At 65.0% G+C, this 13,179-nt stretch carries 14 protein-coding genes; 9 read left to right on the top strand and 5 right to left on the bottom strand.

All coding sequences use genetic code 11. The features are described from left to right. The first annotated feature begins 71 nt into the window (after nt 1–71). Together P1L40_RS10870 and P1L40_RS10865 are read left to right on the top strand one after the other, a co-directional pair. The gene (locus P1L40_RS10870; RefSeq protein WP_284006953.1) at nt 72–554 is read left to right on the top strand and encodes a hypothetical protein; all 483 of its coding nucleotides are present in this window, start codon (nt 72–74) and stop codon (nt 552–554) included. Continuing rightward, on the top strand, nt 551–2,494 hold the full coding sequence (locus P1L40_RS10865) for a hypothetical protein (protein WP_284006952.1): 1,944 nt from the start codon (nt 551–553) through the stop codon (nt 2,492–2,494). Before P1L40_RS10870 ends, P1L40_RS10865 begins: the two co-directional genes overlap by 4 nt. Here P1L40_RS10865 and P1L40_RS10860 read toward each other — a convergent pair whose 3' ends face one another. The 5 genes from P1L40_RS10860 to P1L40_RS10840 form a co-directional block, all read right to left on the bottom strand. Further along, nucleotides 2,495–3,358, bottom strand: a complete 864-nt coding sequence (locus P1L40_RS10860) for a CheF family chemotaxis protein (protein WP_284006950.1) — start codon at nt 3,356–3,358, stop codon at nt 2,495–2,497. Nucleotides 3,359–3,437: 79 nt separating this feature from the next. Continuing rightward, a complete protein-coding gene (locus P1L40_RS10855; protein WP_284006949.1) occupies nt 3,438–4,670 on the bottom strand; it encodes a HEAT repeat domain-containing protein in 1,233 nt (410 codons plus the stop codon). Continuing rightward, complete coding sequence (locus P1L40_RS10850) at nt 4,667–5,476, bottom strand: CheR family methyltransferase (protein ID WP_284006948.1); 810 nt, start codon at nt 5,474–5,476, stop codon at nt 4,667–4,669. The genes P1L40_RS10855 and P1L40_RS10850 overlap by 4 nt, the downstream gene beginning before the upstream one ends. Continuing rightward, nucleotides 5,473–7,428 carry a chemotaxis protein CheA gene (gene cheA / locus P1L40_RS10845; protein ID WP_284006947.1) on the bottom strand — a complete coding sequence of 652 codons (1,956 nt, stop codon included), beginning with the start codon at nt 7,426–7,428 and terminating at the stop codon, nt 5,473–5,475. Before cheA ends, P1L40_RS10850 begins: the two co-directional genes overlap by 4 nt. Nucleotides 7,429–7,430: 2 nt before the next feature. Continuing rightward, nucleotides 7,431–8,522 (bottom strand): protein-glutamate methylesterase/protein-glutamine glutaminase, encoded by a 1,092-nt coding sequence (locus P1L40_RS10840; RefSeq protein ID WP_284011062.1) that lies wholly within the window; start codon nt 8,520–8,522, stop codon nt 7,431–7,433. Between the two features lie 171 nt (nt 8,523–8,693). On the opposite strand from P1L40_RS10840, the gene P1L40_RS10835 reads away from it, so the two are divergent. The 7 genes from P1L40_RS10835 (at nt 8,694) to P1L40_RS10805 (ending at nt 13,149) form a co-directional block, all read left to right on the top strand. Then, on the top strand, nt 8,694–9,128 hold the full coding sequence (locus tag P1L40_RS10835) for a chemotaxis protein CheW (protein WP_284006945.1): 435 nt from the start codon (nt 8,694–8,696) through the stop codon (nt 9,126–9,128). 84 nt (nt 9,129–9,212) lie between these two features. Continuing rightward, a complete protein-coding gene (locus P1L40_RS10830; RefSeq protein ID WP_284006944.1) occupies nt 9,213–9,938 on the top strand; it encodes an ATPase domain-containing protein in 726 nt (241 codons plus the stop codon). A gap of 156 nt (nt 9,939–10,094) precedes the next feature. Further along, nucleotides 10,095–10,430: a helix-turn-helix domain-containing protein gene (locus P1L40_RS10825; protein WP_284006942.1), complete on the top strand. Its 336-nt coding sequence runs from the start codon at nt 10,095–10,097 to the stop codon at nt 10,428–10,430. Nucleotides 10,431–10,523: 93 nt separating this feature from the next. Beyond that, nucleotides 10,524–10,799, top strand: coding sequence for a DUF7521 family protein (locus tag P1L40_RS10820; RefSeq protein WP_284011061.1), 276 nt, complete (start codon nt 10,524–10,526; stop codon nt 10,797–10,799). 253 nt (nt 10,800–11,052) lie between these two features. Then, nucleotides 11,053–11,658, top strand: a complete 606-nt coding sequence (locus P1L40_RS10815) for an archaellin/type IV pilin N-terminal domain-containing protein (RefSeq protein WP_379774211.1) — start codon at nt 11,053–11,055, stop codon at nt 11,656–11,658. Nucleotides 11,659–11,899: 241 nt separating this feature from the next. Continuing rightward, the gene (locus P1L40_RS10810; protein ID WP_284006938.1) at nt 11,900–12,514 is read left to right on the top strand and encodes an archaellin/type IV pilin N-terminal domain-containing protein; all 615 of its coding nucleotides are present in this window, start codon (nt 11,900–11,902) and stop codon (nt 12,512–12,514) included. Between the two features lie 68 nt (nt 12,515–12,582). Then, on the top strand, nt 12,583–13,149 hold the full coding sequence (locus P1L40_RS10805; RefSeq protein WP_284006937.1) for a DUF7500 family protein: 567 nt from the start codon (nt 12,583–12,585) through the stop codon (nt 13,147–13,149). Nucleotides 13,150–13,179 lie beyond the last annotated feature (30 nt).

The following is a 13,179-nucleotide window of genomic DNA, read 5'->3' as shown; positions in this document are numbered from 1 at the left end:
GTCGGCGTCGTTATCCGGTGCGATAATCGCCCCAGTAGAGTCATATGCGGCCACGGTCAACGGCCGATATCATGCCGACGCCCCGTCCGCTCGCTGCCCTGGCCGTGGCGGTCGCGGTACTCGCGATCGTCTCGGGGCCGCTGGTCGGGGCCGTCGATCTCACGCGGGCGACGCCCCCGGCTGGGGCCGGCGACGCGACCGTCTCCGTGGACTCCGTGCCGGCCGGGCAGATCGTCCTCGAACGGAGCCGCTTTGGCGCCGGCCGGTACCACCTGTCCGCACCGCCGGCGGTCGTCTCTGTCGGGTCCGTCGACGGAAACCCGGTCGTCCGGTACACCATCGACATCCCGGGCTTGTGGACGACGGCGACGAGCAGATATCAGCTGGCCGACCGCAGTGGCGAGCGGATGGGGCTCCGGCCGAACCCGGTCGGGATCAGCCCACAGCGGATCGACCAAACGCGGTACAACGCGACGGTCGCGATCTGGCTCCGCACCGGCGACCGCGAGCGCGACCTGATCCAGCGCCGCATCACCGTCGAGGTCCAGCGATGAGCGAGGGGGTCATAGACCGGTTGCTCGCCGGCGAGAGGGTGTCGGTCGCGACTCTCCGGACGGCGGTGTTCCGGGGGGTCTTCGGTGACCGGGTGGGGGCGCTGATCGGCCTCGCGGCGCTGGTCTGGTTCGGACTCAGCTGGGAGCTGAACTTCTTCTCCAGCGACCAGTACGCGTTCGCGAACACCCTGGTCGCCGTCCTCGACGGCCACCTCTTCATCGCCGAGGCCGTCTACGGTCCCCCCTCGGGCTCGACACCGGGGACCTATCTGGTCGACGGGCGCGTCTACGGACGGAACTACGCTATCGTCGTCGTCTCCGCCCTCTGGCTCGTCCTGTACCGACTCCTCGCGGTCCTCCTCGACCTCCGCGTGCTCCTGGTCGGTCTGTGGTCGCTCGCGGTCGCCGGCCTGAGCTACGGGGTGGGAAGCGTCCTCGGCCGGAGGCGGGCGGGCGTCCTCCTCGGGACTGGCCTCGGCGTGGCGCTGTTCGTCGGCAACCTCGCGGTCGCGACGCCGCTCCCCGCACGGTGGCTCCCGATGTTGGCCCTCCAGACGACGACCGCGCTCGCCGCCGCCGCCGTCGCCGTCGTCGCCTACCGGCTCGGCACGGCGGTGTCCACGCGCCGGGTCGGAGTCGCCATGGGCGTCGTCGCCGCCGTCGGGACGCCGGTCGGGTTCTGGGCGACGATCCCGAAACGCCACAGCGTCAGCGCGCTGGTGGTCGTCCTGGCGATGTACACCCTCTACCGGAGTCGGGCGGCGACGAGCCACCGCCACGCGAGACGGTTCCGGGCGCTGACCTACGCCTGGGTCGGGGCCGCGGCCTGGGTCCACGCCGCGGAGGGACTGATCCTGTTGCTCGCCGTCGCGGCGGTCGACCTCCCGACGGCGCGGTCGAACCGGCCGCGCGACCTCGCTGTCGTCGGCGCGACGCTGTTCGCCTCCTTGCTCCCCTTCTTCCTGACGAACTGGCTGATCGCGGGCAATCCCGTGGAACCGCCACGGCTCCTGCCGAGCTACGACGGCGACGTGCTCAGTCCGGCGGCGACCGACGGGGGGACGGGCACACAGCAGGCCACGGGCGACGCTCCGGCGGGCAGCGGCGCGGGCGGCGAGTCGACCGGAGACACCCCGATCGGCGGCCTCGTGGCCGCGCTCGCGGGAATCGGCCAGCGGCTCCTGGGCCTCGTGATCGGGTCGTACGGACTGTTCCTCACCGATCCCGGCCGAATCGTCGCGGTCTTCGCCCGGACCGGCTACCTCGACGGGCTCACCGCGTCGGAGGACGCGGCGATCAACCTGAGCGTGCTGGCGTCGATGCCGCTGTTGGGTGCGCTCGTCGCTGCGCCCGCCCTGGCCGCGAAGCGACAGCTACCCGCACTCCAGTCGCCGCGTGAGTGGTCCCCGATCCGGGTCCTCGACGCCTTCTCGGTCGGTTACGTGGTGTTGCTGCTCGGCATCTCTCTGGGCTCGCTGCCGGTCCACCACATGTTCACCGTCCGGTACCTCCACCCGCTGTACGTCGTCGGCCTCTACTGGCTGGCCCGACTGCCGGCGGTCCGGCGCGTCGTCGAGTCACAGGGGCGGGCGCTCGCGGCCGCGACGGCCGGGACCGCACTGGCCGGGGCGGGTGTGTACCTCGGTGTGATCGCCGCCGCCGACCTCGTCCTCGGGGAGTCTGTTCAGGTGTACGCGCTGTGGGCGCTGACCGTCGCCGTCGCCGTCCTCGCGTGGGCGGTGCTGGCGACGGTGCGCCCGGGGTTCGATCGGGCGGGCGCAGTCGTCCTCGGTGTCGCCGCCGGCTCGATGGCGGCGTACCTGCTGGTCGGTGGCCTCTCGCTGTTTCCCGTCACGGGCGAGTTCGTCCTCCCGCTCTCGCGGATCCTCGTCGACGCCGTCCACTACACTCGGCTGTACGGCAGTTCGCCGCCGTTCTGACTACTGGTCGGACATCGCTTCGCTCGCGATCGAGCGACCCCGGGCTTCGAGCTGGACTTCTCGGCGGGTCCGAACCGGCTCCAGGATGTCGGCCGCCAGCAGGCGGTCGTACACCTCCTCGACGGTGTCGATCTCCATGTCGACGAAGTCCGGGATCTTGAACGGCGAGATTCCGGAGTACAGCGCCATCAGCACCTGTGTCTCCTCGTCCGAGAGCTCCACGTCGTCGGCGACGTTTCGCTGTTCGCCCTGGCGGACCAGTCCTTCCAGCAGCGAGACGTGGCGCGGGCCACCGGAGATGTGCGTCTCGACGCTGGTCCCCTCGACGGTGTGTTCGACCGAGAGCATCGGGCGCTCGCTGCCGCGTATCTCCATGTCCTTGGCTTCGACGGTCCCCACGTCGTCGATGTCGAGTTCGACGAACGTCCCCGACGTGATCGCGAGGTCGATACAGTCCCCGTCGAGTTTGACGCGGGCTTTCTCCCAGCCGATGTCCCGGACGACACCACCCTCGACGGCGGGGTGTTTCGCCAGGACGACGATCTGATCGAGCAGGGCGCCGTAGAGGATTTCCTCGAACTCCTCGTCGGCTTTCGGGGCGACGAGGGTCACGTCGCCGCCCGATCTGAGTTTCACGTAGCTGTCGACCTGTGCCAGCGACTGGTTCATCTGGCTAGCGGTGACCCTGGTCAGCGAGGACAGCGGGATCGTCCGTTTGCCCTCGTTGGTCGCCAGCACGAGCCGCTTGTTCGACAGCAGGATCCGTCCGGGAATCCACTCGATGTCGTTGCGCTTTCGCCCGTCCTTGACGACCTGGACGAACTTGCCCTGCGTGTCGAGGAGTTTGCGCTCACCGTCGCTCATCGCTCTGTTCGCTCACTCACGGCTACGGGTGGGCGGTACTTGAGCCGACCGGCCGGCGAGCGCCGCGAAGAGCGCCGACTCATCCGCGCCCACCCAGCTTCGAGATCGCGGAGAAGGCCTTCTTCCGGACGGTCTCGTTCTCTGTCTCGTCGATGAGCTTGTCGAGCACCTTCCGGGAGCGCTCGCCGCCGACCTTCCCGAGCGTGAATATCGCCTGGCCCCGGACGGCCGGATCGACGCCGGTGTCCTCGACGATCGGAAGCAGGCGGCGCTCGACCATGCTGTCGTCGTCGTCCAGTTCCGCCAGACTCGTCGCGGCGAACTGCCGGATCATCTGGCCGTCGTCCGCTAGCGCGTCGACGAGGGCGTCGATGACCCGCCCCCGTTCCTCCTGAGTGGTCACCCGACCGAGCAGCCAGGCGGTGTTGCGCCGCTGTGCGGCCTGGGTGCTCTCTTCGAGGATCTCGACCAGCGGGACGACGACGCTGCGGTCGTCCGTGTTAGACAGTTTCTCGACGACGGTCTCGCGGATCTCGTGGCTCTGGTCGGTCGGGACGTTCGAGAGGAGTTCGATCAACGAGTACACCGCCGTCCGGCGAACCCCCGGCGAGTCGTCCGAGAGCGCCTCGGTGAGGTAGTCGACGGGCTGGTCGTTGTCGAAGTTGCCGAAGGCGTCGACCGCGATGCGGCGGACCGCCTCGTGGTCGTCCTCGTACAGCGGAAGGAGCGAGCGCAGCGCCTGGCGATTGCCGATGTTTCCCAGCGCCTGGGCGGCCTCGCGGCGGACCGCCGACTGGGAGTCGGTCAGCAGCGACTCCAGGGAGTCTGTCGCCCGCGAGTCGCCGAGCTTCCCGACAGACCGGGCCGCCCGCGCCCGGACTCGCGGGTCGGGATCGTCGAACCGCTGTGCGAGGTTCGGGACGGCGTCGGCCTGGTCGAGCCCGCCCAGCGCGTTGGCCGCGGCCATCCGCAGTTCGGGCACGTCGGCGTCGAGCGCCTGCGTGTACGCCTTGGCTTTCACCCAGTCGGCCGAGTCGTCGCCGAGGTCGACGCCGGCCATCGTGCCGATGAGCTGTTCGATCGCGTCCCCGCCCAGTTCGTCCAGCGAGTCGATCGCCTGTGCCGTGACGGCGTCGCTGTCCCGCTGTGTGGCCGTGACCAGGGCGTTGATCACGTCCCGGCGGTCGTCGTGGTCGGCGAAGTTCCCCAGCAGTTCGGCCGCCCGGGTCTGGACGCGCTCGTTGTCGCTCTCCCGTAGGACGCGGATGAGTTCCTGTACCTCGCCGTCCCGTTCGAGTTCGTAGAGGCTCATACGCGGCGGTAGATCCGGTGTTGCTTGTCGACCGGTTCGAACGAGTCCCGACACTCGGTGGGGAGGGTCTCGGTCATCCCGATCATCAGGTACCCCCCCTCCCGCAGCGAGCCACGGATCGTCTCGAAGATCGGGACCTTGTACTCGGAGTCGATGTAGATGAGGAGGTTCCGGCAGAACACGAGATCGAAGTCCCGTTTGGGCTCGCCCCGGATCAGGTCGTGTTGCTCGAAGGTGACCATGTCGGTGACCCGGTCCCGGACCGTGAACGTGTTGCCGTCCTGTTCGATGTACTCGGAGTAGTCGTCGAGTGGTTCCAGTTCCTCCGCGATGTCGGTCGTCTGGGAGGTCTCGTAGGTCGCCCGGCGGGCGTCCCGGAGGATGTCGGCGTTGATGTCGGTCCCGGTGATCTCGACCCGCCTGGCCTCGATCTCGGGGTCGTCCAGCGCCAGCATCGCCGCCGAGTACGGCTCCCGGCCGTCGGCGCTGGGGGCCGACCACAGCCTGACACGGCGGTTCTCCCGGGTCAGATCCCGGAGGACCGGGCGAAGCGCCTCCCAGGCCTCGGGGTTGCGAAAGAAGCCGGTGACGTTGATCGACAGCGAGTCGAGCAGGTGCTCGCGTTCGCCGTCGTCGCGCTGGAGCAGTTGCTTGTAGGCCCGGTAGGTCTCGGTGTCGGTCCGGCGCATCCGGGCGGTGATCCGCCGGTCGAGGTACGCGTCGTTGTAGAAGCCCGATTCGAACTCCATCTCGTCGCCGATGAACGTCAGTAGCTGGGAGAACTGTCTGTCGCTGCCTTTGTTCATAGCGTCACCACGTCGAGGATGTGGACGATGTTGCCGTCGCCCAGCACGGCGGTCCCCGAGAGCCCCGGGGTCCCCGAGAGGATACCTTCCAGGGGTTTGACCACGACCTCCTCCTGGCTGTTGACCGAATCGCAGTACAGCGCCACCTGGCGCTCTGACTCCCGGATTCGGACGAGCATCCCGTCGCCGTTGGTGGCGGCGCCGTCCACGTCGAACGTGTCGGCCAGGTGGATCACCGGGTAGATGTCGTCGTTGTGTTTGATGACCTCGGTCCCGTTGACCTGCTTGACCGCGTCGGTGGCGGTGATCTCGTCGACGTTCTTGATCGGGACGCCGTACTCCTCGTCGCCGACCTCCACGAACAGCACCTTCACGATCGCCATCGTCACCGGCAGGCGAAGCGAGACAGTCGTCCCCTCGCCCGGGTCTGACTCGACGCTGACGGAGCCGTCCAGTTGGGTGACCGTGTCGTGGACCACGTCCATCCCGACCCCGCGGCCGCTGGTGTCCGTGACCTCGTCGGCCGTCGAGAAACCGGGGTGGAAGATCAGGTCGTAGATCGAGGAGTCGTCCATCGCCTCCAGTTCCTCGGGCGAGCGGACGCCTTTCTCGATGGCCTTCTGTTTGATCCCCTGTACGTCCAGGCCGGCGCCGTCGTCCTCGACGGTGATGATGACGTGGTCCCGTTCACGGGAGGCCCGCAGTTCGATGTGACCGGTCCGGGGCTTGCCGGCCTGTTCGCGCTCTTCGGGCGGTTCGATCCCGTGGTCGACGGAGTTGCGCAGGATGTGCATCAGGGGGTCCGAGATCTCGGTGAGGATCGTCCGGTCGAGTTCGATGTCCTCGCCCTCGATGGTGAACTCGATGTCCTTGTCGAGTTCGCGCGCGAGGTCACGGACCAGTCGCGGGAACTTCCCGACGACTTTCTTCAGCGGGATGAGCCGCATGTCCATCACCGTGTTCTGGAGGTTCGCGGTGATCTTGTCCAGTTCGTTCAGCGTCTCGCCCGCGGAATCGAGGTCGTCCTGTTCGACCGAGCGGCGGAGTTTGATCCGACTCGTCACGAGCTGCTCGACGAGGCCGTGGAGGTCGTCGAGCTGGTCGACATCGACCCGCACCGATTTGATCTCGTCGACGCTGTGTTCCTCCGAATCGTCCGTCTCCGTCGCCCCGGCGGTCATCGACGGGGCGTCCGTCGTGCCGGCGGTCAACCGCTCGGTCACGTCGGTCGCGTCGAAGCTGTCGATCTTCCCGACCGACCCCAGTTCGGCGTCGACGGTCGCCGCGTCGGAGGCGTCCAGATACAGCACGAACGTCTCCTCGAACTCGCCGTCCTCGATGGCGGCTCGGTCGGGCTCCATCGAGAGGATCTCGAAGACATCCTCGACGGCTTCGAGCGCCAGCATGGAGTCGACACCGAGCATGTCCGACTCGCCCACATCGACTTCGACGTGGACGATCCGGTCGTCGGCCCCGTCCGGGTCCAGATCGGCGTCGACGGCGACGCTGTCGTCGCTGTCGTCGTCGGTGTCGCTGCCGGACCCGGCCGTCGGATCGCCGCCGGCGGCCTCGGCCCCTTCCTCGAGGACGGTCCGAAGCTCCGCGACCATCTCGTCGGTCTCGGTCTGTGATTCGCCCTCGGCCTCGATCTCGTTGACGATCACCTCGATCTGGTCGACGCCGGCGAAGACGAGATCCATCACCTCTGGCGTGACCTCCATCTCGCCCTGGCGCATCTCGTCGAGGAGGTCCTCGACGGCGTGGGCCAGGTTCGCCGCGTCGTCGAAGCCCATGGCGCCGAAGTTCCCCTTCAGCGTGTGGGCGGTCCGGAAGATCGAGTCCATCGCCTCGGTGTCCGAGGGGTCCGATTCCAGGTCGAGCAGCGAGTTGTTCAGTTCGGTGATCGCCTCCTCGCTCTCGCGGATGAATGCGTCGAGATACTGGTCGTCCATTGTCAGGTCACCTCAGTCGTGATCGTATCGAGAATACCGCTCGCGATGTCGTCGATGGGGAGGACGGCGTCGACACAGCCCGTCTCGACGGCCCGTTTGGGCATGCCGTACACCGCCGAAGTCGCCTCGTCCTGTGCGATCGTGTCCCCGCCCGCGGCCTTGATGGCCCTGATCCCCTCGGCACCGTCCTCGCCCATCCCGGTGAGGATCGCGCCGACGAGGGGGTCGTCGATCGTCGTCGCCGCCGACTCCATGGTCACGTCGACCGCCGGGCGGACGCTGTTGACCGGCGGATCCCGGTTCAGTTTCACCCGGAGTCGGCCGTTCCGGTAGTTCTTGACGACCATGTGCCGGTCGCCGGCCGCGATCATCGCCTCGCCGCCGCCGAGCCGACCGCCGTCGGTCGCCTCCCGGACTTCGTAGTCGCTCCGTGCGTCGATGCGCTCGGCGAACCGGCCGGTAAAGCCCTCGGGCATGTGCTGGACCACCAGCACACGGAGGTCGGCGGCCAGCGGGAGCGCGCCGAGGACCTTCTCGACCATCTTCGGGCCGCCGGTCGAGGACCCGATGACGAGTGTGGGGTTGTCGACGTAACGTCGGCCGTCCGCCGGCCCGCCGGAGCGCTGCGTGCCGGAACGGGTGCCACCGGTTCCGGACTGTGTCGCCGACCGGCGGCCGTTCCCGGCGACATCGACCTCGGCGACCGAGGTCACCATCTCGACCAGTTGGTCTTTCAGCCGGGACATCTCCATCGACACCTCGCCGCCCGGCTTGGTGAAGAAGTCGACCGCACCGTTGTCGAGGGCTTCGAACGTGACATCGGCGTTCTCGTCGGTGTGTGCCGACAGCATCAACACCGGGGTCGGCTGCACGTCCATGATCCGCGCGGTCGCGTCGATCCCGTTCAGCTCGGGCATCTCTACGTCCATCGTCACGACATCCGGCCCGTGTTCTTCGACGGCTTCGACGGCTTCGACGCCGTTTCGTGCCTGTGCGACGACCTCGATCCCCCCCTCCTCCAGGATATCGGAGATCACACTCCGCATGAAATGGGAGTCGTCGGCGACCACCGCACGCGGCGCGCGGCCGGCCATTGTCACGACGACCCCGGGGTCCGGGTAGTTCGCGAGCGCCACATCATACCTACCCCGAAATCGGGTTCGGCCCCGAAATAAAGACTCCGCCCGCGTAATCAAAGTTGATATCCCAGCAGGCAGCTTTATGCCGGGCTGTCGCCCTATCTCCTGACACTCCCAGGAACAGCTATGTCAGCCCAGTCAGCCACGACCGGCCAAGTGCTCGAGTTCAAGCTTGGAGACGAGACCTACTGTGTGAGTATCGACTACGTGACGGAGATCGTCGACGTTGGGGAGCTGACGAAAGTCCCGAACGCGCCCCCACACGTCGAGGGCGTCATGGACTTGCGTGGGCGAACGACCTCGATCGTGAACCCGAAAGCGGTGTTCGGGATCGACGAGGACGGTGCCGAAAAGCGGATCATCGTCTACGACCCCGAGATCGTCCAGACCCAGAGTGCGGCCGGGTGGCTCGTCGACGAGGTGTACCAGGTCGTCCAGATCTTGCCGGAGCAGGTCGACCAGTCCCCCGCGAACGACAACGGCTCGATCCGCGGTGTCGTGAAACGCGACGACGAGTTCGTCATCTGGGTCGATCCGGCGGTCGTCCACGCGGCCGGCTGACGCTCGGCAAATGATTCGTGAACAAGACTTTTGCCCGCCCGTCACACAGAACTACCTAACTTCCCCGTATCAAAAACACGAAAAATGATAGAGATAACCAAAACAGGCATCGACGGCCTCGATTCCATTCTGAACGGCGGTATTGTCACTAACTCGACGACGTTGGTAAGCGGAAATCCCGGCGCCGGGAAGTCGATCCTCTGTCTCCAGTACATCTACAACGGCGTCGAACAGTTCGACGAGAAAGGGATCTACCTCTCCTTCGAGGAAAACGAGGCCGACCTACGGGAGGCCGCCGAGTCGATCGGCTTCGACAAGTGGCCCGAATTCGTCGAGAACGGCGACATCAAGGTGTACGACAAGCAGGTCCTCCTGCGTGAGAACGACTTCTCGTCCTCGCTGGATCTCCTGCTCGACGACCTCGAAGACGAGGAGTACGACCGGCTCGTACTGGACTCGCTTGCGATGTTCAACCTCTTTTTCGACGACGAGGCCGAGAAACGGACCTACCTCCTGAAGTTCACCGACATCCTGCGGAGCAACGGGCTCACCACACTGTTGACCAACGAGCAGGGAGCGGTGTTCCCGGACACCGATATCGGACTGGAGAACTACCTGACCGACGGTAACATCTACCTCATCCAGACGCCGACCGACTCCGGCGTGAGCCGCTACGTCTGGGTCGCGAAGATGCGCAAACAGGACATCGAGACGGACATCTACCCGATGGAGATCGAGTGGGGCGGGATTCAGGTCCACGAGAACGCGAGCGCGTTCTCGATGATGAGCGAAGGGGATTCGCCGATCTGAACGCACCGATTACCCGATTATTATTGGAGAGAACGGCCGATAACAGCCCTCTCCCGTCATCCTCGGACACCCATCCCCGACCGGAGGAGTGCGCCCGACTCAGGAACTATCACAGGCGATAGCTTTATGCAGGACTGAATATATTTTCTGATAACGATGGCTTCGGCGGAGATCCTACAGACGCTGGGGAACAAATACAGCGCCGAAATTCTCGATGCCACCGACGAACCCGTGTCGGCACAGGACCTGAGTGACGAACTGGGGATCCCGATCGCGACCTGCTACCGACGGATCGACGAACTCACCGAACACAACCTTCTCGAACTCCACGACAACATCCTCTCGGACGACCGGCGACGGATCAAAGTGTACCGCCGAAACGTCGACGAGCTCCGTGTCGACTTCGAGGACGAACTGACGATCCACGTCGAGGAACGGTCGGAAGTGACGAACAAACTCGACGAAGCGTGGCGGACCCTCTCGGAGGGGTAAACCGGCGGTTTTCGGCGGACTGTGACGTTATCAACAGAGATATTTTAGCGGGTGGATTTATGCGTCGGACCGTGTTACCCTATCGTAATGCCGATGATCGAGCTCCTCTACACGATCTCGACGCTGGTGTTTGTCGTCGCTGGACTCACCATGGTCGGGATGGCGATGCGGGCCTACGTCCAGACATCACGGCGAGCGATGCTTCACTTGTCGGTGGGGTTTTCCCTCGCCGTCGCTGGCGCCGCCGCGACGATGATCAGTGCGTTCGTCAACGACTTCACGGGCGTCAAGTCGCTGCTGCTCGTCAACAGCGGCCTCACGACGTTTGGCTATCTCTTCGTGATGTATAGTCTTGTCACCTACGAGTAGTCCCTGCGCTCGCGGCAGGCGACCCCAGGGTCGCCGTTCGCTCTCCTCGAATCGGCCGACGATCCCGACACGATCCGTCCCGATATCCGGTCGTGACCTCCACTCGAAACGGACGTGTCAAGATTCCGTTCGCTCCACAAAATAGCGGTTTCAGGTCCCCAGACACTCGTTATCAGGAGAGATATTTTCGGGAGAGGTATTATAACCCGTGAAAGAAACAAGTCGATAGGGTCAGACAGACCCGGATTAACCAATGTTCATGGAATCAGACGAGGATCGCGGGCAGGTCGGGATCGGCACCCTCATCGTGTTCATCGCGATGGTGCTTGTCGCCGCTATCGCCGCTGGCGTCCTCATCAACACGGCCGGCTTCCTCCAGAGCAGTGCCGAGGAAACCGGACAGCAGAGTAGCGATCAAGTCACCAACCGCCTCGAAGTCGTCAACACCGTCGGCGACAACATCAACCAGAACGACAAGGTGATCCACACGGTCGAGGTGACGGTCAAGAAGGCACCTGGTGCGGCCAACATCGACATGGGCAGTACCATCGCTCAGTGGGTCGACACCAGCGGCTCCTACGACCTCACGTACGCCTCGTCTGCGGACGCCAGTAGCTTCTCCATCAATACAGTCCAGGACGACGACGACTCGATCACCGACAGTCAAGTGCTGAACGACCCCTCCGACCGAGCCACGCTTATCTTCGACGCGCAGGCGATTCGGGGCGGGAATGGTGACGATGGTATCGGCGAGGGTGAGACCGCGACGATCCAGCTGAACACTCAGTCCGGCGGGACCTCGACGGTTCGAATCGTCGCTCCGGAGACTCTGTCTGGTAACTCCGCGGTCACGCTGTAATCTGTCTCGCGTTTTTTCGCTTCATTCTCTCGTCTTCGCGTGCACGACCCGCGAGCGGTAAGCTGGCCGATCCACTAGTAGAAGTCCAAACATGTCTCGTCCGTTTTATATCAGCCAGAATTCGTCATATCCCCACTTCACCCATCTCAAACCGCCGTTATCAGGAGAGATATTTTCGGGGGAGGTATTATTACCCGTGAAAGGAACGAATCGGTAGGGTCAGACAGACCCGGATTAACCAATGTTCATGGAATCAGACGAGGATCGCGGGCAGGTCGGGATCGGCACCCTCATCGTGTTCATCGCGATGGTGCTTGTCGCCGCTATCGCCGCTGGCGTCCTCATCAACACGGCCGGCTTCCTCCAGAGCAGTGCCGAGGAAACCGGACAGCAGAGTAGCGATCAAGTCACCAACCGCCTCGAAGTCGTCAACACCGTCGGTGAGGACATCGACCAGGGCGAGAAAGTGATCCAACAGGTCGAGGTGACGGTCAAGAAAGCCCCCGGTGCGGCCAACATCGACATGGGCAGTACCATCGCTCAGTGGGTCGACACCAGCGGCTCCTACGACCTCACGTACGCCTCGTCTGCGGACGCCAGTAGCTTCTCCATCAATACAGTCCAGGACGACGACGACTCGATCACCGACAGTCAGGTGCTGAACGACCCCTCCGACCGTGCCACGCTCGTCTTCCGCGCGGACAACATCCGTGGTGGTTCCAGCCCGGCAGCTGGTGACGGGATCGGTGAGGGTGAGACCGCGACGATCCAACTGAACACCCAGTCCGGCGGCACCAGTACCGTCCGACTCGTCGCACCGGAAACCCTGTCTGGCAACTCCGCGGTCACGCTGTAATCCGCGTCGTTCTCTTTTCCGTTTCTCTCGCCGACGGAGTTATACCGCTCCTTGACACAGTGTAGTGTATGGCACAGGGGTCAGACGACACGAACCCTGAAGACGGGAAGATTCTCTCCCCCGAGGAGCTCGACATCGCGGAGGACGAACACGTCACGCAGATCGACGACGGGCGATACGTCGTCTCGTCGGATGTCCGCACCGACGAGCGGCACGGAAACGTCGCGAACACCCCTGACCCCCAACCCGACCCGACGCCGGAGCCCGAACCGGAGCCGACACCGGAGTTTACCGACGCGAACGTCCACGAGTGGCTGGCCGAGCAGATGGACGACTCCAACGCCCGGTACGGCTTCGACGTGACCGCGAAGTTCGACGGCGAAGTGGATCAACAACAGCTCGTCTCGAACGATATCGTCACCGTCTTCGAGAGCTTCATGCTGTGGTACGGCCGGCAGATGGACGGTTCGACGCCGGTCGAGGACGTGCTGGGAATCCTCCTCTCGGAGTCGAACGTGCCGGTCCGGTACCCACCCGAGAGTATCAAGACGCTGTTGCGTTCGACCCAGCTCTCGCCCGACGACACGATCGCCGACCTCATCGAGGCCGTCGACGACGAGGGAATCGAGCTCTGAGCGCCGGGGGATTTATTCCCGGCGGCGACA

Origin of the sequence: Haloarcula pelagica, assembly GCF_030127105.1 — an archaeon.
Lineage (GTDB): Archaea > Halobacteriota > Halobacteria > Halobacteriales > Haloarculaceae > Haloarcula > Haloarcula pelagica.
This window is presented reverse-complemented; position numbering and strand designations above follow the sequence as displayed.